Here is a 22,385-nt window from a genome sequence, read left to right as displayed (position 1 = left end):
CGTTTCGTGACCGATCTCGGCGGCCCCGGCGACCACCGGGCGAGGGGACCGGGCGATGGCCCGGAGGCCCTCGCATCACAGATCGCCGATGCCGTGGAGACTCTGACGACGCTGTGGTCGGTCGCCGCGCAGGAGGCGTCCCTGCGCCTGTCCCCGCACCAGTTGCGGGCGCTGCGCACCGTGCAGGGGGCGCCCGGCCTGAATTTGACGGCGCTGGCGGACGGACTGGACATCGGCCCTCCCACGGCCAGCCGCCTCTGCGACCGCCTGGCGGCGGCCGGCCTGCTGGAACGGGCCCCGCACCCCGACACCCGCCGCGAGGTGCAACTGTGGCTCACGACACACGGACAGCGCGTCCTGCGCGATGTCGCCGGCCGCCGCGCCCAGGCCCTGGCCACGGCACTGGCGGCGATGGAACCGGCGGAACGCGAGGCGCTGAGCAGGGGGTTGCTGGGCTTCCTGGCAGCCCAGGACACGACGCCGGGCGCCGATGAGGCGGAAGGGCTGTGAGCTCCGGCAGCGCGGGCCCGCACGGGCGGTGAGTTCCGGCCGCCCGGACGTGAGTTCCGGCCGCCCGGACGTGAGTTCCGGCGGCCCGGACCTGGAGGGGCGGTGACTTCTCGTCCCGGCCCGGCCACACGGACGGTGACTTCTCGGCCCGGCCCGGCCGCACGGACGGTTGCTCCGCGCAGGTCAACCCGCCTGCGCCTCGCGTGAGTTCCCGCGGCAAGCCCGCCGCCCGGGCCGCGACTCCCCGCGGTGTCCGGCCGCACGCACTGCCCGACCCGCCGCTGGAACCGGTCGCCGAGTGCCCCTGTGGGCACCTGGAGCCCGGTCTGCCGGGCGGCCGGCCGGATCGCCCGCCGCTCACGCCGCCCGTGGCGCCCCGCCGCTGCACCCGGATTTCGGACCCCGGACCTCGGACCCCGGGCCCCGGATCCCCGCCGGTCCACCGGTCTCCCGGCCCCCCGACGCCCCTCAGACCCCCGAGCCGTGGCGGCTCACGCCGCCGGCGGTCAGGACCGCCACGCATGTGTCGTCCCGTACCGGCCGGGCCGCGCTCCCCGCGTCCCGGAGCACCACCGCGGCCGCCACCGCCGGGTCGCAGCCGGGCAGTACGCCGTCGTCGGGCGGCGTCCAGCGGCTGGGCAGGCCGTCGCTGTGCAGCACCAGCAGGCTGTCCGCATGCCAGGGCATCCGCTGCACGGGCACGGACGCCGGGGCCTGCGCGCCCACGATGCCGGGGTGGGACAGCAGCGCCTTCCAAGTGCCCCCGGTCCGCAGCCGGGCGCCCACGTTGCCGATCCCGGCGAAGCTCAACTGCGCCTCTCGCAGATCGAGTTGGGCCACGGCGACGGCCGCGCCCCGGGTGGGGCGCAGGGCCGGGCCCAGCCGCCGCAGGAGGTCGGCGGGCGGCAGCTCCCCCATACCGCGCAGCTCCTCCACCGCCGCGGTGGAGGCCTCGGCGGCCTTGACACCATGACCGAGCCCGTCGGCGAGCAGCAGGGTCAGCCGGTCCCCGCCGCGCACCCGGCCCCAGGCGTCCCCGGAGTGCTCGGCCCGGCCGAGGGGGACGTTGACGCCCCCGGCACGCGGGCCCGGCGGGGGCGGCCCCTGGTTGCGGACGGCGGGCTCGTGGCCGATGCGGGCCATCACGACGGTGCCCCGGCCGGGCGCGCTGTGCAGGTCGAAGTCGTTCGCTATGCGCCGGCACGTGCCGAGTCCGGCGCCGAGCGAGGCGGCGACGGTCGTGGTGTAGCCGTCGCGCATCGCCGCCGCGACGTCCGGGATGCCGGGGCCGTGGTCGACCGAGACGAGCTGCACGGCGGCCCGACGGCCGTCGTCGTGCGCCCGCTCGACGAGGTTGATCAGCACGCGCCCGTCGTCCGCGTGCCGCAGCAGGTTGGTCGCCAGCTCCGTCGCCACGAGCGCGGCGGTCGCAGTGCGGTTCGGGGGCAGGCCGGCGCAGGCGCTGGCCTCCTCGGCCGCCACGCGTACGTCCCGCACCCGGGTCGAGTCGTCCACCGGCACGTCCCAGACCCTGCTCATCACGGCACCGTCCGGGAGGGCGGTACGACGGTGGCCCAGGCGGTGACGGTGACGGTGGTCCCCTCACCGGGCCGGCTGTCCACATCGAACTCCTGCACCAGCCGCTTGGCCCCGCTCAGGCCGAGCCCGAGCCCGCCGCCGCTGGTGTAGCCGTCGGTCAGCGCCAGGTCCAGGTCGCGGATGCCGGGCCCGGTGTCGACGAAGGCCAGCCGCAGCCCGTGCGACTGCCCGGCGTCCAGCGGGGTGAGATTCACATGGCCGCCCCCGCCGTGGACGAGGGTGTTGCGGGCCAGCTCGCTCGCCGCGGTGACGAGCTTGGTCTGCTGCACGAGCCCGAAGCCGAGCTCGGCGGCGGTCTGCCGGACCTGCTGCCGTACCCAGGCCAGATCGGCGTCCGAGCCGATCGGCAGGCTGGCCGGACCGGCATGGCGGCGGGAAGCCTGCATCATGGACTCCCCTCGCCCCGGCGCGTGGTCACGCCGAGCATCTCCATCGCACGTTCGACATCCAGGGCCGTACGCATGCCGGGCAGGGTGAGCCCCAGCTCGACCAGGGTGATCGCCACCGCCGGGCGCATCCCGGCCAGCACCGTACGGGCCGCCAGCAGCTTGGCTCCGGCGGCGATCTCGGCGAGGACCCGGCCCAGGAAGGAGTCGACGATCTCCACGCCGGAGATGTCGATCACGACCCCGGTCACCCGGGTGTGCGAGATCCGGGCCGTGATGTCCTGCTGGAGCTGCTCGGCCATCTCGTCGTGCAACTCCCCCTGGAGGGTGACCAGCAGGACGTCGCCCAGCTGGAGGACCGGCACGGTGAAGCCGTGTCCGCCCAGGGGGCCGTGTCCCGCCGACCCGGTCACCGCGTGCCCGCGTCCGCCGCCGCGCCGACCGCCCTCAGCGGCGCGATCTCGACACCCTGCCGGCTGAGCGCGTAGGCGAGCGCGTCCTCCAGGCTCGAGCGGGTGAGCACCGTGCCGAGGTCGATGCCCAGGTGGACGATGGTCTGCGCGATCGCGGGCCGGATGCCGGAGACGATGCATTCGGCGCCCATCAGCCGGGCCGCCGCCACGGTCTTCATCAGGTGCTGGGCGACCAGCGAGTCGACCGTGGGCACGCCGGTGATGTCGAGGATGGCGTAGCGGGCGCGCTCGGCGACGATCGCGTTCAGCAGACTCTCCATGACGACCTGGCTGCGCGCGCTGTCCAGGGTGCCGATCAGCGGGACGGCGACGGTGCTCTCCCACAGCTTGATCACCGGGGTGGCCACCTCGTGCAGCTGCTCGCGCTGCCGGGCGATCAGCTCCTCGCCCGCGCTGACCGTCGTCTCCAACACGACCAGGCGCAGCGTGCCCATGAGCACGGTCAGCGCCACCACGGCCTCCTGGGCCTCGGGGGCGTACGGCTCCGGGAACTCGGCGCGCAGCAGCTCGGTCACCGGCTCGCGCAGCGCGGCCACCTCGTCGGCGACCCCGTCCGGATCGATGCCCGTACGGGCGCGGGAAGCCGCCATCCGCCCCAACTGGTCGCGCACGGCTTCGAATCCGGATGCCCGGATGTCGTCCAGCCGCCCCGAGGCCGCCACCGCCGCCAGTGCCGCGGTCACGGCCCTGCCCGCCTCCACCGCCTCGTCGCGTGACACGGTGAAGACCGTGCGGAACAGCGCGGCGTCCGCCCAGCGTTGGGCGATCTGCTCCCGGCGCCGTTCCAGAAAGGCGCTCACCTGGTATGCGGCCGGCTCCTGTTCCGTGTTCTCTTCCGACACCGACACTTGCATCGCTCCCTTGCACGGGCCGGACCGAGGTCGCACGACGGCGCCTCAGCCCGTTAATTGCCATATGACAAACATTAGTGCCGGTGTACGACACCACCAAACAGCCGACGACCGGCACCCCCGACCTGCGCCTTCCCCGTCGCTTACCGCCCACGCCAGTCCAGGCACACCACGAGGGCGTCGTCGTCCGGGGCGGACCGGCCGCGGTGGCCCGTCAGTTCGCGCAGAAGGGCCCGGGGCACCTCGGCGGCCGGCAGCAGCCGGGTCGACTGGATCGCCCGGGCCAGCGCGGCGTCCCCGTAGGCCTCGCCGCCCGGGGAGGCGACGTCGTAGACCCCGTCGCTGACGAAGATCAGCCGGTCGCCCGGCTCGACCCGGAGCTCCTGGACCACGTAGTCGGTCTCCTCGAACATGCCGAGCGGCAGCTGCGCGTCGAAGGGCACCCGCTCCACCACGCCCCGGCGCAGCCGCAGCATCTGCGGCGACCCGGCATCCACCGCGCGCACCCGGCCGGTGGCCAGGTCGAAGTCGAGCATCAGCACGGAGAGGTAACAGCGGCCCCGGTGGTGGGCGTACACCGCCTGGTCGGCCAGGGCCGCCTGGTCGTCGATGGACAGCCCCGCCCGGCGCGCGTTGCGCAGGGCGTTGATCGCCAGGTTCGTCAGCAGGGAGGCCTCTATGCCCTCGCCCATGCCGTTGGTGACGTAGAGGCTGAGCCGGTCGGCCGTGGCGGACCAGTCGAAGTTGTCGCCGAAGATCCCGTACGCCGGTTCCAGCTGCGCGCCCAGTTCGTACTCCGGGCGGGTGCAGGAGCGGCCCGGCAGCAGCTGCCACTGCATCTCGGCGGCCAGCGTGAGCCGGTCCCGGCGGCGGGCCTGGAGATACAGGTCGGTGTCGCGCTCGGCCACGACGACCTCGTGCCCGAGCACCTCGGCGATCTCGGCCAGCTCACCCAGGCAGCCGTCGGCGTGCTCCGCGCCCGGCAGGGTCACGGTCAGCACGCCGAGGCGGTCGCCGCGCACGGTGACGGGCAGATGCACCCGTACGAGATCACCCGAAAGGACTTCCACATACGGTTCCTGCGCACCGAAGGCACGGCCCGCCGGGCTGTTGGGCACGGATACCGGTTGAAGGGTGTGCGGCAGCACGGACACCGGCTGAAGCACCGTCAGTCCGTAGTCGGCCAGGAAAAGCTCGACGGAGTCCGCCGCGTACTGATCGGTCAGTACACCACGGACCGCGTCCAGCAGTTGATGGGGCGCCGCCGTGCGCAGGGCGCGCTCGGCGGCCACGAATCTGTTCGTGATCGTGGTCACGGTGGTCTGTTCATCCTCCTCGGTGGGACGCCGACGCGTCCTCGTCAAACGGGTCTCGTCTACGGGCCGGGAAGCGGTCCCGGACGGCTCACCTCACGCCTAGTACGCTGGCGGCCATCCCGGTGCCTGCGAGAGTGTGACTGTGACTTCCCTCCGACCCCGCCCTGAGCCAGCAGAGGTCGCCCGTGTGACCTCCACGGCCGCGGAGTTGCTGGAAGTCCTCTGGGGCCGGGCCTCGACCGCGCCGGCCTCCGCGTCCCAGCTGCGGGTGCTGCTCATCCTCGAACACCACGAGGGCATCAACCTGCGTACGCTCGCCGACTCCCTCGCCTCCACACCGCCGTCGACCAGCCGGCTGTGCGACCGGCTGCATGCGGCCGGGTTCGTCGAGCGTGAGGTGAGTCCGGCCGACCGGCGCGAAGTCCGCCTGCACCTCAGCGGCCGGGGCCGCGCCTTCCTGGCCGACCTGCGCGTACGCCGGGAGCAGGCGCTGCGCGCGGTGCTCGACCAGATGCCCGCGGCGAAGCGGGTGGCGCTGCTGCAGGGGCTGGAGGCGTTCTGCGACGCGGCGGCGGCCCAGATACACGACGACTCCGAAGACTCCCGCTCGTCCGGTACCCGGACTGCCTGAACTGCCCTAGGTTGTTGTCCTGCACCTATAGTTGTCAAACGACAACTGTCCGCTCCATGACCCCCACGGCTTCCTCTCGCGCACCCCACCGCCCGCCCTCCCTGCCCGTACCGTCGCAGCACAGGTCCGGGTACCCCGCCACCGCCTCGACCTGCGCCGACTGTGGTCAACGTCTCGCCGGGGCATATGCGGAGCATGACCCGGGCGAGGGCGGGTAGCGGCGCTGGAGGTGGCCTGTCGGGGGATGGGAGCGGGCCGGACTGAGAGGGAGGGCCCCGTGACGGCGACCATGCGCATCGGCACGACGACGGATTCCGCCACCTACACCGGTGAGGAGCTGCCGCAGATCGCCGAGCCCCAGAAGCTCGCCCCGCAGGACGCACGCGGGCTGACCGGACAGTTCCTCGACCGGCTCGCGGTACTGGAGGAGGGCACCCCCGAATACCAGTACGCCCGCAACACGCTCATCGAGATGAACATGTCGCTGGTGCGCTTCGCGGCCCGCCGGTTCCGCACCAGCGGCCAGTCGATGGAGGACATCGTCCAGGTCGGCGTCATCGGGCTGATCAAGGCCATCGACCGGTTCGAGGTCTCCCGCGAGGTCCAGTTCACCAGCTTCGCGGTGCCGTACATCATCGGCGAGATCAAGCGGTTCTTCCGTGACACGTCCTGGGCCGTGCATGTGCCCCGCCGCCTCCAGGAGGCCCGCACCGAACTCGCCAAGGCCACCGAGGAACTGTCCTCCCGCCTCGGCCGCGCGCCGAAGGTGGCCGAACTGGCGGCCCTGATGAACCTGTCGGAAGAGGAAGTCGTCGAGGCGCAGATCGCGGCCAACGGCTACCTGTCCTCCTCCCTCGACGCCACGGTCACCGGCGACCCGGACGAGAGCGACACGACCCTGTCGGAGTTCATCGGCGAGGAGGACCCGGCCCTCGAACTCGTCGAGGACTTCCACGCCCTGGCCCCCCTCGTCGCCGAACTCGACGACCGCCAGCGCCTCATCCTCCACCTGCGCTTCGTGGAGGAACTGACCCAGGCGGAGATCGGCGCCCGGCTCGGCATCTCGCAGATGCACGTCTCCCGGCTGATCTCGCGCACGGTGGCACGACTGCGGTCGGGCATGCTCGCCACCGGCTGACCCGCCCCCCACAACGGCGAGAGCCCCGGCCCGGAGACGATCCGGACCGGGGCTTCCTTGTAGGCCCTGTGGGACTCGAACCCACAACCAATGGATTAAAAGTCCACTGCTCTGCCAATTGAGCTAAGGGCCCAAGCGATGTTGCCCCCACGAGCATAGCCGGACGACGCCGCGTCTCCGATCGGGTATCGGGGTCCCGGCCCTGCCGAACGGACGAACAGGGCCGATCAGGACCCCCGATCGACCGGTTCGGGCGGATCCGACGGCCCCTCGCACAGCCCGCCGGAACGACAGAGCGCCGTGGCCCGCCCGTCGGGACGGAACCACGGCGCTCCTCATGCGCTGATGTCAGCCGTTGCGCTTCCAGCGCGGCTTGTCCTCGCGGCGCTGGAACGAACCACCGCCACGGTGGTCGTCACGACGGCCGGAGGGGCGGTCGTGACCGGCGGCGCGGAAGCCGGGACGGTCGCCCTGACGGTCGCGGTTGAAGGGACGGTCACTGCCCCGGTGCCCACCGCGCTCGTCCCGGCGCTCGAAGGAACGGCCCACGACTGTCGTCACGACGCTCGAAACCACGACCACCACGGTCGTCACGACGCTCGAACGAACGACCGCCACCACGGTTGTCATCACGACGGTCGTCACGGCGGAAACCGCCACCACGACTGTCGTCACGACGCTCGTACGAACGCCCGCCACGGTCGTCACGGTCCGCCCGGTCGACGTCCTGCGCCGCCGGCTGCTCGGGCACGGACACCTCGGCCGCCGCGGCCACCACCGCTGCCTGCGCCTCGGCCACCGCGGCCTCGGGGTCCTCACCCTGCTCGCGGGCGACCCGGGCGACCAGACGGTCGGCCTCCTCGCGCAGCTCGTTCGCACGCCGCTGCGCCCGCTCCAGCTCCCTGGTGAGCTCGGCGACCTCACGCTCGGCCTGCTGCGCGGCATTGCCCACGGACTCGGCCTGGACCTCGGTCATCGACCGGGCACCGGTGATCTCCGCGACCTCCGGGTCGAAAGCACCGGCACTCTGGATGATGTGACGCCCGGCGTCGACGCCCGCGTCCTCCATCAGCCGGAAGATCTGACGCCGCTGGTGCGGCAGCGACAGGGACACGACCGTGCCCGTGCGGCCGGCACGCGCGGTGCGGCCCGCCCGGTGCAGGTAGTCCTTGTGGTCACCGGCCGGATCCACGTTCAGCACCAGGTCGATACCGTCGACGTGGATACCGCGAGCGGCGACGTCGGTCGCGACGAGCGCGTTGACGTAGCCCTTCTTGAAGTCCTCGAGCACCCGGGTACGCGCACCCTGCGTCATACCGCCGTGCAGCGCGTCGGCCTTCACACCCGAGTCGCACAGCTGCTCGGCGATACGGTCGGCGCCCAGCTGGGTGCGGACGAAGATGATCGTGCGGCCCTTGCGGGAGGCGATCGCGGCAGTGACCGGCGCCTTGTCCTTGGGCTTCACGATGAGGATGTGGTGCGACATGGTCGTGACGTTGCCCTGGGCGCTGTCGACCTCGTGCGTCACCGGGTCGGTCAGGTAACGCTTGACCAGCGTGGAGATCTCGTTCTCCATCGTGGCCGAGAACAGCATCCGCTGACCGCCCGCCGGAACCTGGTCCAGCAGCTCGGTCACCTCGGGCAGGAAGCCCAGGTCCGACATCTGGTCGGCCTCGTCGAGAACGGCGATCTGCACGTTCTCCAGCGAGCAGGCGCCGCGGTTGATGATGTCGCGCAGCCGGCCCGGGGTGGCGACGAGAACGTCGACGCCACGCTCCAGGGCGTAGATCTGGTTGCCCATCGACGTACCGCCGCAGACGACCTTCATCTTCAGGCCGAGGACGTCGCCGTAGGGCTGCAGGGCGTCGGCGACCTGCATGGCGAGCTCACGCGTCGGCGTCAGGATGACCGCCCGCGGCTTGTGCTTCTCGGTCCGGCCGCCGGCCAGCGTGGCCAGGGTCGGCAGACCGAACGACAGGGTCTTGCCGGAGCCGGTGCGGCCACGGCCGAGGATGTCCTTGCCGGCCAGGGCGTCCGGGATGGTCGCGGCCTGGATCGGGAAGGGGGTGGTCACGCCGTTCTGCGCGAGCTTGCGCACAACGCCTTCGGGGAGACCGAGGCTCGCGAACGTGACCTCGGGGGAGTCCTCGGCCTGCTCGTTCTCGGGCACGACGACGTGATCAGTACTGGCGATGGACATGCGAATGCGAAACCTTCCGGAGTCTCAAGTCGGCACGCGCCCGTCAACTCCGTGATTCGCGATTCGCAATACGACCGCCTCAATGCGGTCCACCACGGCAAGGGAGAGTACGCGCCACACGGCGCGCTCTGCAGTGGCGCCGGGCAAGAATGGGTTCAAACGATCTGCCACCATACGCACTCCGGGCCCCACAAGGCAAACCGGACTGTGCAGAAGACAGCGGGCCACTGCCCGACGACCGGACAGCCTCCCAAGGACTCCAACCACCCTCCCACCGGGATTGTTCCCACCCCCGCCGCCAATTTCCCAACCCCACCCGCACACCCCCGGCCCTAGGCCGGCACCCCCGCCTCCGGCGCCGGCTCCCGCTGTGCGAGCTGTGTCCCCGGCGGCTCATGCGCCGACGACGACGGCTCCGGCGTCGGCTCCGCGGACGCCGTCGGCTCCGGCGGCGTCGGCGTGGGCTCCGGCTCGACCGTCCGGGTGGGCGTCGGCGGAGCCGGCGGCTTAGGCGTGGGCCGAACCGGCTTGCCCGGCTTCTCACGCCCCGGCACGACCGGACTCGCGTCAGCGCTCGGCGACACCGCGGGAGACGCGGACTCCCCCGCCGCGCCGCCCTTGCCCTTCCCGCCCTTCTTGCCCCTGCCGCGCTCCCGCTCGCCCTCGGCCGCACCGAACCCGGCGCCACCGCCCGACACCGCCGGCCCGCCATCGGGCGCCTCGCCACCCCGTTGCCCGGCGGAGTGCGACGGCTTGACGCTCCCGCCCGCGCCGTCGTCGCCGACGCTCATGCAGCCGGCGGCAGCGGCGACCGCCACGACCGTGACGGCCAGTCGGACGGGTACGTACAAGGGGCGCACGGGGCCACCTCCGGAAAAAGTGAGGGAGTCAACACCTCCAACTCCCCCCGCACACAAGAGGACACGCGCCCCGCATTCACAACTCGGTCAGCCGTAACCCAGGGCGTGAAGCCGCTCGTCGTCGATACCGAAATGGTGCGCGATCTCGTGCACCACGGTGATCTCCGTCTCCGCGACGACATCCTCCCGCGACTCGCACATCCGCAACGTCGGATTCCGGTACACGGTGATCCGATCCGGCAGCACACCGGCGTACCACTCACCCCGGTCCGTCAGCGGCGTCCCCTCGTACAACCCGAGCAACTCGGGATCATCCGCCGGCGGCTCGTCCTCGACGAACACCGCGACATTGTCCATCAGTCGCGTCAACTCCGGCGGGATCCGGTCGAGCGCCTCGGCGACCAGTTCCTCGAACTCCTCGCGCGTCATCTCCAGCACAGGCCCATTGTCAGCCACGACACACCCGTACGAGAGCCTCCCGGCGCCGCATATCCACCCACGCACTTGGGCATACGGGACCAATGGCCCGCGTCCCCGCCGCAGTCCTGAGTGTCCTCAACCCCATCCGCAACGCCCCACGCGCCCTGGCCCGCCACTACCGCGCCCGCCAGGCACCCACCACCATCGAACTCGTGGCACAGCCGCACCCCTGGACCCGCGCGGTGGGACTCGTCACCGTCGTCCTCCTAGGCGCCTGGCTCGGACTGCTGGTCGTGGGCAACGTCCGGGTCCCGGTCGGCCCCATGAACACCACCATGACCCTGCGCCCCTCCTTCACCGGCGGCACCAAGATCAACATCTCGCCCCTGGGCGCCCTGGAACTCAACAGCCACATCGCCCCCGTCCGCCTCGACGTGAACGTCGACCAACTGGACCCCGACCGCTCACAAGCCCTCGTCGACCACCCCGAACGCCTCTCCGGCCTCCAAGACGAAGTCACCCAGGACGTAAGCCGCGGCACCCTCGACCTGGCCGTCCGCTCCGGCGTCGCCGTCGTCGCCGGAGCCACCGCCCTCGGCCTCGCCGTCTACCGCCGCCCCCGCCGCGCCCTGGCCGCCGGCGGCCTCGCCCTCACCCTCCTCGCCGCCTCCGGCGGCACCGCCTACGCCACCTGGCGCCCCGACTCCGTCCTGGAACCCAAGTTCTCCGGCCTGCTCACCTCGGCCCCCTCCCTGGTCGGCAACGCACGCAGCATCGTCACCGAATTCGACGTCTACCAGAAGGAACTCGCCCGCCTGGTCACCAACGTCACCAAGCTCTACGACGCCACCTCGACCCTCCCCGCCTACGCGCCCGACCCCTCCACCATCCGCGTCCTGCACGTCTCCGACATCCACCTGAACCCGGCGAGCTGGAAGATCATCGCCTCACTCGTGGACCAGTACAAGGTCGACGTGATCGTCGACTCGGGCGACACGATGGACCACGGCACGGCCGCCGAGAACGGCTTCCTGGACCCCATCGAGGACCTCGGGGCCCCCTACGTCTGGGTCCGCGGCAACCACGACTCGATGATCACCCAGCGCTACATGGAAAACCTGAAGAACGTCCACGTCCTGGACGACGGCAAAGCCAAAACGATCAAGGGCCTGCGCTTCGCCGGCATCGGCGACCCACAGTTCACCCCCGACCGCTCCCAGCAGACCGGCGCCGAGCAGTCCCAGGAACTGGCCGGCGCCCGCCTGGCCACAGCCCTGCGCGACCAGAGCACGGCCGGCACCCCGGTGGACATCGCCATCGCCCACGAGCCCTCCGCCGCCCGCGAGGTCGACGGCGAGGTCCCCCTGGTCCTGGCCGGCCATCTCCACCACGACGAGATGGAGGACCTGCCCTATGGCACCCGGCTCCGCATCGAGGGCTCCACGGGCGGCAGCGGCCTGCGCGCCATCGAGGGCAAGCACCCCGACCCCATCGAGGCGTCGATCCTCTACTTCGACCGGGACACCCGCCATCTCCAGGCCTGGGACGAGATCGAACTGGGCGGCCTCGGCCTCACGACGGCGGAGGTCAGCCGCCACCTCCCGAAGGAGAACCAGCCCGGCGCGACCCAGTCCCCCAGCACCCCACCGGAGGGCACTCCCTCCCCCTCCTCCTAAACCGTTTTGGCGATAGCTCCCGCCATCCCATATGCTTCTCACGTCCCCGACGCGCTGAGAAGCGCCCAGGCGGGCCGATAGCCCTCATCGTCTAGCGGCCTAGGACGCCGCCCTTTCAAGGCGGTAGCACGGGTTCGAATCCCGTTGGGGGCACGCACCACCCTGTGCGACACTGTCGTACGAAGCTTGGTCCTGTGGAGCAGTTTGGAGTGCTCGCCACCCTGTCAAGGTGGAGGCCGCGGGTTCAAATCCCGTCAGGACCGCTGAGGTTTCACGTGAAACCTCTTGGCTGGGTAGCTCAGTTGGTACGAGCGTCCGACTGAAAATCGGAAGGTCGCCGGTTCGACCCCGGCCCCAGCCACAACAGAAGCCCCTGTCGAGAAATCGACGGGGGCTTCGTCTTTGCCCTCGCGTACCACGCCTCCGCGTACCCGCCCGCCCGTACGCCCTCACCCCGCGCAGGAGGCCCTGGGCACCCGCCCCCGGCCACCGCGGGCAAAAGCGTTAGCCACGAATTTCCCGGGGATGAGATCCTGGATCCCGTATGTCTACGCACCCCGCTCCCGCCCTCGGCGCCCTCGCCCCCCGCCTGACCGAGCTGTCGCTGCGCGATGCGCACCGGCTCGGGCGCAGGCTCGAAGGTGCGCGCAAGATCCGTAAGCCGGAGGCCCGGGCCGCCGTGCTCGCCGAGATCGAGGCGGAGGTGGGCAAGGCCGAGGAGCGGATGGCCGGGCGGCGTGCCCTCGTGCCCGAGGTCAGGTACCCGGAGCAGCTGCCGGTCAGCCAGAAGAAGGATGCGATCGCCGAGGCCATCCGCGACCACCAGGTGGTGATCGTCGCCGGTGAGACCGGTTCCGGCAAGACGACGCAGATTCCCAAGATCTGTCTGGAGCTCGGGCGTGGCGTGCGCGGCATGATCGGGCACACGCAGCCGCGCAGGATCGCCGCGCGTACGGTTGCCGAGCGGGTCGCGGAGGAGCTGGACACTCCGCTGGGCGAGGCGGTGGGCTGGAAGGTCCGCTTCACCGATCAGGTGGATCCGGACGCCACTTTCGTCAAGCTCATGACGGACGGCATTCTGCTCGCCGAGATCCAGACCGACCGTGAGCTGCGCGCGTACGACACGATCATCATCGACGAGGCTCACGAGCGGTCTCTCAACATCGACTTCCTGCTGGGTTATCTCGCCCAGTTGCTGCCGAGGCGCCCGGACCTGAAGGTCGTCATCACCTCGGCCACGATCGACCCCGAGCGTTTCTCGCGGCATTTCGGCGACGCCCCGATCGTCGAGGTCAGTGGCCGTACGTATCCGGTGGAGGTCCGTTACCGGCCGCTGCTGGAGGAGGACGGTGACGACGCCGACCGCGATCAGATCACGGCGATCACCGATGCGGTGGAGGAGCTGCAGAGGGAGGGCAAGGGGGACATCCTCGTGTTCCTCTCCGGTGAACGGGAGATCCGTGACACGGCGGACGCGCTGACCAAGAAGAGCTACCGCTTCACGGAGGTTCTTCCGCTCTATGCCCGGCTCTCCCATGCGGAGCAGCATCGGGTCTTCCAGCCGCACACCGGTCGCAGGATCGTTCTGGCCACGAACGTGGCCGAGACGTCGCTGACCGTTCCGGGGATCAAGTACGTCATCGATCCCGGCTTCGCCCGGATCTCCCGTTACAGCCACCGCACGAAGGTGCAGCGGCTGCCCATCGAGCCGGTCTCGCAGGCGAGTGCCAATCAGCGCAAGGGCCGCTGCGGCCGTACGTCGGACGGTATCTGCATCCGGCTGTACAGCGAGGACGATTTCAACGCCCGTCCGGAGTTCACGGATGCGGAGATCCTCCGGACGAATCTCGCCTCGGTGATCCTGCAGATGACGGCGGCCGGTCTCGGTGATATCGAGAAGTTCCCTTTCATCGATCCGCCGGATCATCGGAACATCCGCGACGGTGTGCAGCTGCTGCAGGAGTTGAACGCCCTCGATCCGGCGCAGAAGGATCCCCGCAAGCGGCTCACGGACACGGGCCGGAAGCTGGCCCAGTTGCCCGTCGACCCCCGGCTGGCGCGGATGGTGCTGGAGGCGGACAGGAACGGCTGTGCGCGTGAGGTCATGGTCATAGCCGCCGCGTTGTCCATCCAGGATCCGCGCGAGCGGCCTGCCGACAAGCAGGCTCAGGCCGATCAGCAGCATGCCCGTTTCAGGGACGAGACCAGCGACTTTCTGGCCTATCTGAACCTTTGGCGCTATCTGCGTGAGCAGCAGAAGGAGCGGGGGTCGTCGTCCTTCCGCCGGATGTGCAAGCAGGAGTATCTGAACTTCCTTCGCATCCGTGAATGGCAGGATATCTATACGCAGTTGCGCACGGTCGCGAAGCAGATGGGGATCCATCTCAACGAGGACGACGCCCCGGCCGACCGCATCCATCTGTCTCTCCTGGCCGGCCTGCTGTCGCACATCGGCATGAAGGACGTGAAGGAAGGTGCGAAGAACGAGTATCTGGGGGCGCGGAACGCGAAGTTCGCGGTGTTCCCCGGCTCGGCCCTCTTCAAGAAGCCTCCGCGTTTCGTGATGTCCGCCGAGCTGGTGGAGACGTCCCGGCTGTGGGCCCGCGTCAATGCCAGGATCGAGCCCGAGTGGGTGGAGCCCCTCGCGGCGCATCTCGTCAAGCGCACGTACAGCGAGCCGCACTGGGAGAAGGACCAGGCCGCGGTGATGGCGTACGAGAAGGTCACGCTCTACGGCGTGCCGATCGTGGCGCAGCGGAAGGTCAACTACGGGCGGATCGATCCGGAGGTCAGTCGCGAGCTGTTCATCCGGAACGCGCTGGTCGAGGGGGACTGGCGCACGCACCACAAGTTCTTCTCGGACAACCGCCGTCTCCTCACCGAGGTGGAGGAGCTGGAGCACCGGGCCCGGCGCCGGGACATTCTGGTCGACGACGAGACGTTGTACGACTTCTACGAGCAGCGGATCCCCGAGCACGTGGTCTCCGGGGCGCACTTCGACTCCTGGTGGAAGCACAAGCGGCAGGAGCAGCCCGATTTTCTCGATTTTGAGCGCGAGATGCTCATCAACGAGAAGGCGGGCGAGGTCACCAAGGCGGACTATCCGGACTCCTGGCGTCAGGGGAACCTGAAGTTCCGGGTGACGTACCAGTTCGAGCCGGGGGCGGATGCCGACGGCGTGACGGTCCACATTCCGCTCCAGGTGCTCAACCAGGTCACGGACGAGGGCTTCGACTGGCAGATCCCGGGTCTGCGCGAGGAGCTGGTGACGGAGCTGATCCGGTCGTTGCCCAAGCCGATCCGCCGGAACTACGTGCCCGCGCCGAATTTCGCGAAGGCGTTCCTGGACCGGGCCGTCCCCCTTCAGGAGCCTCTCACCACGACCATGACCCGCGAGCTGCGGCTCATGGTGGGTGTGCCCTTCGAGGCGGACGACTTCGATCTGTCCAGGGTCCCCGACCATTTGAAGGTCACGTTCCGGATCGTCGACGAGCGGCGCCGCAAGCTGGCGGAGGACAAGGACCTGGAGGCGCTGAAGCTCTCGTTGCGTCCGAAGGCCCGTAAGGCGCTCTCCCAGGCGGCCGCGGCGACCACCGAGCGCTCCGGCGGCGAGTCCCTGGAGCGCACGGGTCTGACCGACTGGACGATCGGTGGGCTCACGCGTGTCTTCGAGACCCGGCGGGCCGGCCAGCCGGTGAAGGCGTACCCGGCGCTGGTCGACGACGGCGACACGGTTTCCGTGCGTCTGTTCGACACGGAGGCGGAGCAGGCGCAGGCCATGTGGAAGGGCACGCGCCGGCTGATTCTGCGCAACATCCCGGTGAATCCGGCGAAGTTCGCCTCCGGGAAGCTGACGAACGCGCAGAAGCTGGCGCTGTCGGCGAATCCGCACGGCTCGATGCAGGCGCTGTTCGACGACTGTGCGATGGCGGCCGCCGACAAGCTGATCGGGGACTTCGGCGGTCCGGCGTGGGACGAGGAGTCGTACCGCAAGCTGTTCGACAAGGTGCGCGCCGAGATCGTCGACACGACCGTCCGCACGGTGGGGCAGGTGCAGCAGGTCCTGGCCGCGTGGCAGGCCTGTGAGCGGCGTCTGAAGGGGGTGCGCAGTCCCGTGCTGCTGTCGAACCTCCAGGACGTGCGGGGGCAGCTGGACGCCCTGGTGAAGCCGGGTTTCGTGACGGAGGCGGGGCTGCGGCGCATGCCGGATCTGATGCGCTACCTGGTGGCGGCCGACCGTCGTCTGCAGCAGATGGCGACGAACGTGCAGCGGGACACCACGCGGATGCAGAAGGTCCACGAGATGCAGGACGAGTACGCCTGGCTTCTGGAGCAGATGCCGCAGGGCCGTCCGGTGCCGTCGTCGGTCCTGGACATCCGCTGGATGATCGAGGAGCTCCGGGTCAGCTACTTCGCTCACGCGCTCGGTACGGCGTATCCCGTCTCGGACAAGCGGATCGTGAAGGCGATCGACGCGGCGGCGCCGTAACGGCGGCCGCACGCAGGGTGAGTTCGACCATGGGCTCACCCTCCTGTAGAGTCTCTTCTCGCAGCGCAACGCACGGATGGCGCCGCGAAACCTGGTCCTGTGGAGCAGTTTGGAGTGCTCGCCACCCTGTCAAGGTGGAGGCCGCGGGTTCAAATCCCGTCAGGACCGCAGTGAAAGGGCCCGGATCTTCGGATCCGGGCTCTTTGTCGTCCGCGCCCTGTGACCAGACGGAGGCCGCGCCCGCGGCGGAGCCGCTATCAGACACAGCAGATCACGTCAGGACCGCAGTGGAAGAGCCCGGACCTTCGGATCCGGGCTCTTTTGTGCGTCCTGACCTCTGCGCAGGCTCCCCGGGGCCCCTCACGCCGTCTTGACGGCCCCTCATTTCGTGGGTACCCCAGAACCAGGGCCGTTCCCCGTGCGGCCTCCTGGAGGTGGCGTATGGCGGCGGCCAGGCACGAGACGCGGGCGCTGCTGCGCGCGCACCTGTCGGCCGCGTCGTCGTACCGGCATCTGACACGGCACTGCCCGGTATGCCATCGCCTGCTGCGGCTGGCGATGGAGCCGGCGCCGCGTGCCGCCGAGGCCCAGGCCCCGGCGTCGGTCCGGGAGGGCGAGAGCCCGGCGTCCGCATGATCCACGAGTGGCCTCAACACCCGTGCGGATGTGGGCTGCTGGAGGCGGAGGCTTCTCTACCGTACCTGCGGCAGAGCTAACAAGCCGCTTGGTATGTGACGGGTGTCACCGCATGAGTTTCGAAAAGTGCGGTACTTACGCCCCACCTACAAAGGGTCAATTTAATATGTGCAATTGCACCCTGTCCGAGGTGCCGTACACAGGGGATCCGACACCCCTCCCCAGGCTCCTACAAGGCCGCTCACAGCAGGGCGGACAGACCCGCCGTGGACGCACAAAAAAGATCGCGCTGGACCCGGCGGAGTCCAGCGCGATCGACGACGCGCCCTGTTATATGCCTGGAAAGCTCTGATCGGCTTGGGCATGGGGCCTGTTGGGGCAGGACCCGCGTCGTGTGGAGCTGTGGTTCCGGACGCCGTGGCCAGTTGGGGGAACCAGCCGGTTTGCCCGGTTATTCAGTTGTTCAGGCCTCGCTGCGCTGCTGCGGGATGCCCGCGAGCAGAGCGCGGACCTCGGCCTCGCGGTAGCGCCGATGCCCGCCGAGCGTGCGGATCGACGTGAGCTTGCCGGCCTTCGCCCACCGCGTGACCGTCTTGGGGTCGACGCGGAACATCGTGGCGACCTCAGCCGGGGTCAGCAGCGGCTCGGCATCAGGGGTGCGAGCGGTCATGAGCGGCCTCCTCGGGAGAACCGAACCTTCTCGGTTCTTTCCTCTAAATTCTGCACCTTGACCCGCGTTGCCCGAAATGGCGGACGCGAGTCGAGTCGGTTATAGGACGAACGGCTTGTCCTCGGCACTACAACTACACCATCTGTCCAGCCGCGTCGGCCAAACCGATGGAATTGCCCCTCCAGGTGTTCATCAGCGACGGAAGCCGATGGACCATGCCATAGCGGACAGTCACACCGCTGTGACGATCAGTCACAGGGTGATCAGGAAGTCATCAGACCCCCCAAAGCGTGCAATGCTGAGATTCCGCCCATAGTGCAACACCACAGGACGGAAGGAGCCCTCCCCGGGCTCCTTGTCCTATTTTGGCATGAGGAGGGGCAAGGGACGCAAGAGCCTCGTACGTGTAGTCCGTCACGCTTGGTCTACTTGAGAGGTCTGCCCGGATCGGGCCCTACGTCCCTTGTTGACACAGCCTCAGGAAACGCGCAGCCAGCTTCAGGAACTCGGTGCGAGGACGAAACCCCAAATCGGGCGGTTCGTCAAACGTCAGTTCGTGACGGGTTGCGAGCGGTCTGTACGGACATCAAGGTCAGGGGTCAGTTGGCCGACCGCAGATTCCGTACGGAACGCCACCGCTCCACGAGCCGGGCGTACGCCTCCCCCGCGGCGGCCCCGTCGCCCCTGCGCAGCGCGGCGATGCCCGCGGCCACGTCCGCCGCCGAGTGGTCGTCCTCCAGCGTCCCGGCCGGCACCGCGTGCACCAGGCCGCCGTAGTCCAGCTCCACGAGCGAGCGCGGGTGGAACTCCTCCAGCCAGCGCCCGACGTCCACCAGGCCGTCGATCAGCGGCCCCTCGTCCATGGCCTCCCGCAGGGCGCGCAGGCCCCGGGCCACCCGCCGCCGGGCCTGGACCATGGGGGTGCGGTAGCGCAGCACGGGCGGGCTGCCGACCGAGGCGCCCTTGTCGTACTCGCGCTCCTCGTCGGAGACCAGCACGAACCAGTTGATCGGCACCTGCCAGGTGGCTGTACGGATCCACGGCCGGGCGTCCGGGTTGATCGCCAGCCAGCGCTCGTAGTCCTGGGCCGCCTGGCGCCGCAGGACGGGCGGCAGGACCGCGTCCGTGACCGGCGGGGGCAGCTCCTCGTCGAGCTCGTCCAGAGCCAGCCAGCCGCGCAGCCGGGTGCGCCAGGGGCAGACGCAGACGACGCCGTCGACGTCGAGCACGAAGGCGTCCTCGCTCTCGTGCACCGGCACCAGAACCGGCGGCGTGGGGGCCAGATCGGCCAGGGCGCGCCGGAGCTCGTCCTGGTACGAGGGGCGGTCCGTCCGGTGGGCGTAGTGGGCCCAGTGGCTGCGCTCCGGTTCGGGGAAGGCGGCCAGCGGTTCGTACACGCGCAGGTAGGTCGCGTAGGGGACGATCACCGAGGTCACCTTGGGCACGCCTGCTCCCTCCCCCGCGCACGGCCGCGAAAACCTGCGGAACCCGCTCACGATCGCGCGGGAAATCTATGCAAATCGTCGCACGGGTGTACTCCGGTCGGAGGTGATCCTGTGCACGGTGCGGCCGGCGGGCCCACCAGGCTCTAATCTCATGCTCAACAGTCCCCGCCACCCGCACGGGAGCTGGTCTCCACCCGCCGCAACTTACTCAGGAGTCACCACAGTGACCGACGTAACCGGCGCACCTGCTGATGTACTGCACACCCTGTTCCACTCGGACCAGGGAGGACATGAGCAGGTCGTGCTCTGCCAGGACCGCGCGAGCGGTCTCAAGGCCGTCATCGCCCTCCACTCCACCGCCCTGGGCCCCGCGCTCGGCGGTACGCGCTTCTACCCGTACGCGAACGAGGCCGAGGCCGTCGCCGACGCGCTGAACCTCGCCCGCGGCATGTCGTACAAGAACGCCATGGCCGGTCTCGACCACGGCGGCGGCAAGGCCGTGATCATCGGGGATCCGGAGCGCATCAAGACCGAGGAGCTGCTCCTCGCCTACGGCCGCTTCGTCGCCTCCCTCGGCGGCCGCTACGTCACCGCGTGCGATGTCGGTACGTACGTCGCCGACATGGACGTCGTGGCCCGCGAGTGCCGCTGGACGACCGGCCGCTCCCCCGAGAACGGCGGCGCCGGGGACTCCTCCGTCCTCACCGCCTACGGCGTCTACCAGGGCATGCGCGCCTCCGCGCAGCACCTGTGGGGCGACCCCTCGCTGCGCGCGAAGCGGGTCGGCATCGCCGGCGTCGGCAAGGTCGGCCACCACCTGGTGGAGCACCTGGTGAAGGAGGGCGCGGAGGTGTTCGTCACGGACGTGCGCGAGGACGCCGTGCGGCGGATCACCGAGCGGCACCGGGACGTCATCGCCGTCAAGGACACCGACGAGCTGATCCGCGTCGACGGTCTGGGCATCTACGCCCCCTGCGCGCTCGGCGGGGCCCTGAACGACGAGACGGTGCCAGTGCTCACCGCCGAGGTGGTCTGCGGCGCCGCCAACAACCAGCTCGCCCACCCGGGCGTGGAGAAGGACCTCGCCGACCGCGGGATCCTCTACGCGCCGGACTACGTGGTGAACGCCGGCGGTGTCATCCAGGTCGCCGACGAGCTGCACGGCTTCGACTTCGAGCGGTGCAAGGCGAAGGCGTCGAAGATCTTCGACACCACGCTGGCCATATTCGCACGTGCGAAGGAGGACGGCATTCCGCCGGCCGCCGCGGCCGACCGGATCGCCGAGCAGCGGATGCACGACGCGGCCCGGGCCCGCCGGGCGCGCTGACCCCCGGGCCGTACCGGCGCCTCGCACGTTTGGCCGGTACCCGTCGGTGGGCAGTTAGAGAGAACTCTCACTTCTACCGGCGGGTCGGCCGCCGATAAGTGGTTAAAATCGCGGTTGACCAGCGAGGACGGGGCGCCTCGAAGGTCCTGGGCGCGGGCACGTCATGCGGGCGACGTACCGTATGGGCGCGGGCTCAGGTACCGTGGAAGCCCTACGGACCGGTCTCTCTGCGGAGAGTCCGTGCCGGACCATGAACGCGTGTCAAGACTCTGGGGCCGTCGAGCCCCGTCGTTGAGGGGGTCGAGCCATGGGGCGCGGCCGGGCCAAGGCCAAGCAGACGAAGGTCGCCCGCCAGCTGAAGTACAACAGCGGTGGGACTGATCTCTCACGCCTGGCCGAGGAGCTGGGTGCATCGCCTTCGAATCCGCAGCCGCCTAACGGCGAGCCGTTCGAAGACGATGAGGACGACGACCTGTACGCACGGTACGCCGACCTCTACGAGGACGACGACGACGAGGACGACCAGTCCTCGCAGCATCGTCGCGGCGCTTGACCCTGCACTGAGCACTCACCCGGTCGGTGACTTCGGTCACCGACCGGGTTCTGTGCTGCCTGCAGGGTGAGGGGTCACGACCCCCGTGCCTCAGCTCGCGTAGTCACCGATCAGGGCGGCACCAGTGGTGTGCTCGCCCCGGTCCGTGATCTCTCCGGCGACCCAGGCGTCCACGCCGCGGTCGGCGAGCGTCGCCAGGGCCACATCCGTGGACTCCTGCGGCACGATCGCGATCATGCCGACACCCATGTTCAGGGTCTTCTCGAGCTCCAGGCGCTCGACGCTGCCCGTGCGGCCGACGAGGTCGAAGATCGGAGCCGGCGCCCAGGTGGAGCGGTCGACGATCGCGTGCAGCTCGTCCGGGATCACCCGGGCGAGGTTGGCCGCGAGTCCGCCGCCGGTGATGTGGCTGAAGGCGTGCACCTCGGTGGTGCGCATCAGGGCCAGGCAGTCCAGCGAGTAGATCTTCGTCGGCTCCAGCAGCTCCTCGCCGAGGGTGCGGCCGAGCTCCTCGATGTGCGCGTCCAGCGCCAGGCCCGCCTGGTTCAGCAGGACGTGACGGACGAGGGAGTACCCGTTCGAGTGAAGACCGGAGGACGCCATGGCGATCACCGCGTCACCCGTCCGGATGCGATCCGCGCCGAGCAGCCGGTCGGCCTCCACGACGCCCGTACCGGCGCCGGCGACGTCGAAGTCGTCCTCGCCCAGCAGGCCCGGGTGCTCGGCCGTCTCGCCGCCGACCAGGGCGCAGCCGGCGAGCACACAGCCCTCGGCGATGCCCTTGACGATGGCGGCGACCCGCTCGGGGTGGACCTTGCCGACGCAGATGTAGTCGGTCATGAACAGCGGCTCGGCGCCGCACACCACGATGTCGTCCATGACCATGGCGACCAGGTCGTGGCCGATGCTGTCGTAGACGCCCAGCTGGCGGGCGATGTCGACCTTGGTGCCGACGCCGTCCGTGGCGGAGGCGAGCAGGGGTCGCTCGTAGTTCTTCAGGGCGGAGGCGTCGAAGAGGCCGGCGAAGCCGCCGAGGCCGCCGAGGACCTCGGGGCGCTGGGCCTTCTTCACCCACTCCTTCATCAGTTCGACGGCGCGGTCGCCCGCTTCGATGTCGACGCCCGCGGCTGCGTAGCTGGCGCCGCCCTCGGCATGGGGTTGCTCGGACATGGCTAAGAGAACCTTCGTTCGTACGGCAGGTGTGA

The 22,385-nt window shown here is 70.0% G+C and carries 18 protein-coding genes, 5 tRNA genes and 1 pseudogene; 12 read left to right on the top strand and 12 right to left on the bottom strand.

Translation table 11 applies throughout. The features are described from left to right. The first annotated feature begins 6 nt into the window (after positions 1–6). Positions 7–510: a MarR family winged helix-turn-helix transcriptional regulator gene (locus IO24_RS0121830; RefSeq protein WP_031137842.1), complete on the top strand. Its 504-nt coding sequence runs from the start codon at positions 7–9 to the stop codon at positions 508–510. Between the two features lie 468 nt (positions 511–978). Here the strand turns inward: IO24_RS0121830 and IO24_RS0121825 are convergent, their stop codons facing one another. From IO24_RS0121825 to IO24_RS0121805, 5 genes are all read right to left on the bottom strand, one after another. Next, positions 979–2,049: an ATP-binding SpoIIE family protein phosphatase gene (locus IO24_RS0121825; RefSeq protein WP_037668117.1), complete on the bottom strand. Its 1,071-nt coding sequence runs from the start codon at positions 2,047–2,049 to the stop codon at positions 979–981. Next, a complete protein-coding gene (locus IO24_RS0121820; RefSeq protein ID WP_031137840.1) occupies positions 2,049–2,495 on the bottom strand; it encodes an anti-sigma regulatory factor in 447 nt (148 codons plus the stop codon). The genes IO24_RS0121825 and IO24_RS0121820 overlap by 1 nt, the downstream gene beginning before the upstream one ends. Further along, entirely contained in the window at positions 2,495–2,908 is a 414-nt protein-coding gene (locus tag IO24_RS0121815) for an STAS domain-containing protein (RefSeq protein WP_078899451.1), read from the bottom strand. Before IO24_RS0121815 ends, IO24_RS0121820 begins: the two co-directional genes overlap by 1 nt. Continuing rightward, complete coding sequence (locus tag IO24_RS0121810; protein WP_037668116.1) at positions 2,905–3,816, bottom strand: STAS domain-containing protein; 912 nt, start codon at positions 3,814–3,816, stop codon at positions 2,905–2,907. The genes IO24_RS0121815 and IO24_RS0121810 overlap by 4 nt, the downstream gene beginning before the upstream one ends. Positions 3,817–3,962: 146 nt before the next feature. Beyond that, positions 3,963–5,135 (bottom strand): PP2C family protein-serine/threonine phosphatase, encoded by a 1,173-nt coding sequence (locus IO24_RS0121805; RefSeq protein WP_078899450.1) that lies wholly within the window; start codon positions 5,133–5,135, stop codon positions 3,963–3,965. A 187-nt stretch (positions 5,136–5,322) separates the two neighbouring features. Here IO24_RS0121805 and IO24_RS0121800 point away from each other — a divergent pair, with 187 nt between their 5' ends. Then, positions 5,323–5,766: a MarR family transcriptional regulator gene (locus IO24_RS0121800; protein ID WP_031137836.1), complete on the top strand. Its 444-nt coding sequence runs from the start codon at positions 5,323–5,325 to the stop codon at positions 5,764–5,766. 289 nt (positions 5,767–6,055) lie between these two features. Next, complete coding sequence (locus IO24_RS0121795) at positions 6,056–6,904, top strand: RNA polymerase sigma factor SigF (protein WP_045296853.1); 849 nt, start codon at positions 6,056–6,058, stop codon at positions 6,902–6,904. Positions 6,905–6,964: 60 nt separating this feature from the next. Here the strand turns inward: IO24_RS0121795 and IO24_RS0121790 are convergent. The 4 genes and pseudogenes from IO24_RS0121790 to IO24_RS0121775 all read right to left on the bottom strand — a co-directional run bounded on the left by IO24_RS0121790 (position 6,965) and on the right by IO24_RS0121775 (position 10,402). Further along, positions 6,965–7,037 (bottom strand) — tRNA-Lys (locus IO24_RS0121790). 215 nt (positions 7,038–7,252) lie between these two features. Continuing rightward, positions 7,253–9,104, bottom strand: a pseudogene (locus IO24_RS40935) (DEAD/DEAH box helicase). Positions 9,105–9,436: 332 nt separating this feature from the next. After that, on the bottom strand, positions 9,437–9,964 hold the full coding sequence (locus IO24_RS0121780; protein WP_031137834.1) for a hypothetical protein: 528 nt from the start codon (positions 9,962–9,964) through the stop codon (positions 9,437–9,439). Positions 9,965–10,051: 87 nt separating this feature from the next. Continuing rightward, positions 10,052–10,402, bottom strand: coding sequence for a metallopeptidase family protein (locus IO24_RS0121775; protein ID WP_031137833.1), 351 nt, complete (start codon positions 10,400–10,402; stop codon positions 10,052–10,054). A gap of 83 nt (positions 10,403–10,485) precedes the next feature. On the opposite strand from IO24_RS0121775, the gene IO24_RS0121770 reads away from it, so the two are divergent. The 7 genes from IO24_RS0121770 (at position 10,486) to IO24_RS0121740 (ending at position 17,185) form a co-directional block, all read left to right on the top strand. Beyond that, the gene (locus IO24_RS0121770; RefSeq protein WP_031137832.1) at positions 10,486–12,060 is read left to right on the top strand and encodes a metallophosphoesterase family protein; all 1,575 of its coding nucleotides are present in this window, start codon (positions 10,486–10,488) and stop codon (positions 12,058–12,060) included. 80 nt (positions 12,061–12,140) lie between these two features. After that, positions 12,141–12,213 (top strand) — tRNA-Glu (locus IO24_RS0121765). A 35-nt stretch (positions 12,214–12,248) separates the two neighbouring features. Then, positions 12,249–12,323 (top strand) — tRNA-Asp (locus tag IO24_RS0121760). Positions 12,324–12,347: 24 nt separating this feature from the next. Beyond that, positions 12,348–12,421 (top strand) — tRNA-Phe (locus IO24_RS0121755). A 183-nt stretch (positions 12,422–12,604) separates the two neighbouring features. Continuing rightward, the gene (gene hrpA / locus IO24_RS0121750; protein ID WP_031137831.1) at positions 12,605–16,549 is read left to right on the top strand and encodes an ATP-dependent RNA helicase HrpA; all 3,945 of its coding nucleotides are present in this window, start codon (positions 12,605–12,607) and stop codon (positions 16,547–16,549) included. 93 nt (positions 16,550–16,642) lie between these two features. Then, a tRNA-Asp gene (locus IO24_RS0121745) sits at positions 16,643–16,717 on the top strand. 273 nt (positions 16,718–16,990) lie between these two features. Further along, on the top strand, positions 16,991–17,185 hold the full coding sequence (locus tag IO24_RS0121740; protein ID WP_031137830.1) for a DUF6274 family protein: 195 nt from the start codon (positions 16,991–16,993) through the stop codon (positions 17,183–17,185). Positions 17,186–17,648: 463 nt separating this feature from the next. Here the strand turns inward: IO24_RS0121740 and bldC are convergent, their stop codons facing one another. After that, entirely contained in the window at positions 17,649–17,855 is a 207-nt protein-coding gene (bldC, locus tag IO24_RS0121735; RefSeq protein ID WP_003949541.1) for a developmental transcriptional regulator BldC, read from the bottom strand. A gap of 599 nt (positions 17,856–18,454) precedes the next feature. After that, positions 18,455–19,300 carry a DUF8083 family protein gene (locus IO24_RS0121730; RefSeq protein WP_031137829.1) on the bottom strand — a complete coding sequence of 282 codons (846 nt, stop codon included), beginning with the start codon at positions 19,298–19,300 and terminating at the stop codon, positions 18,455–18,457. Positions 19,301–19,523: 223 nt separating this feature from the next. Here IO24_RS0121730 and IO24_RS0121725 point away from each other — a divergent pair, with 223 nt between their 5' ends. Then, positions 19,524–20,627: a Leu/Phe/Val dehydrogenase gene (locus tag IO24_RS0121725; protein ID WP_031137828.1), complete on the top strand. Its 1,104-nt coding sequence runs from the start codon at positions 19,524–19,526 to the stop codon at positions 20,625–20,627. A gap of 307 nt (positions 20,628–20,934) precedes the next feature. Beyond that, entirely contained in the window at positions 20,935–21,180 is a 246-nt protein-coding gene (locus tag IO24_RS0121720) for a DUF3073 domain-containing protein (protein WP_030251636.1), read from the top strand. A gap of 90 nt (positions 21,181–21,270) precedes the next feature. On the opposite strand, the gene purM is transcribed toward IO24_RS0121720, so the two are convergent. Next, complete coding sequence (gene purM / locus IO24_RS0121715; RefSeq protein WP_031137827.1) at positions 21,271–22,350, bottom strand: phosphoribosylformylglycinamidine cyclo-ligase; 1,080 nt, start codon at positions 22,348–22,350, stop codon at positions 21,271–21,273. Positions 22,351–22,385 lie beyond the last annotated feature (35 nt).

It is taken from the genome of Streptomyces flavovariabilis (assembly GCF_000725785.1).
GTDB classification, from domain to species: domain Bacteria; phylum Actinomycetota; class Actinomycetes; order Streptomycetales; family Streptomycetaceae; genus Streptomyces; species Streptomyces hawaiiensis.
The sequence above is the reverse complement of the archived record's forward strand: the minus strand, read 5'-3'. Positions and strand labels throughout refer to the sequence as shown.

What these genes read in the sequence shown, in the direction of transcription:
- IO24_RS0121825 (WP_037668117.1), bottom strand. Translation starts at nt 2,049, where the DNA reads ATGAGCAGGGTCTGGGACGTGCCGGTGGACGACTCGACCCGGGTGCGG.
- IO24_RS0121820 (WP_031137840.1), bottom strand. Translation starts at nt 2,495, where the DNA reads ATGCAGGCTTCCCGCCGCCATGCCGGTCCGGCCAGCCTGCCGATCGGC.
- IO24_RS0121795 (WP_045296853.1), top strand. Translation starts at nt 6,056, where the DNA reads ATGCGCATCGGCACGACGACGGATTCCGCCACCTACACCGGTGAGGAG.
- IO24_RS0121770 (WP_031137832.1), top strand. Translation starts at nt 10,486, where the DNA reads ATGGCCCGCGTCCCCGCCGCAGTCCTGAGTGTCCTCAACCCCATCCGC.
- hrpA (WP_031137831.1), top strand. Translation starts at nt 12,605, where the DNA reads ATGTCTACGCACCCCGCTCCCGCCCTCGGCGCCCTCGCCCCCCGCCTG.
- IO24_RS0121740 (WP_031137830.1), top strand. Translation starts at nt 16,991, where the DNA reads ATGGCGGCGGCCAGGCACGAGACGCGGGCGCTGCTGCGCGCGCACCTG.
- bldC (WP_003949541.1), bottom strand. Translation starts at nt 17,855, where the DNA reads ATGACCGCTCGCACCCCTGATGCCGAGCCGCTGCTGACCCCGGCTGAG.
- IO24_RS0121720 (WP_030251636.1), top strand. Translation starts at nt 20,935, where the DNA reads ATGGGGCGCGGCCGGGCCAAGGCCAAGCAGACGAAGGTCGCCCGCCAG.
- purM (WP_031137827.1), bottom strand. Translation starts at nt 22,350, where the DNA reads ATGTCCGAGCAACCCCATGCCGAGGGCGGCGCCAGCTACGCAGCCGCG.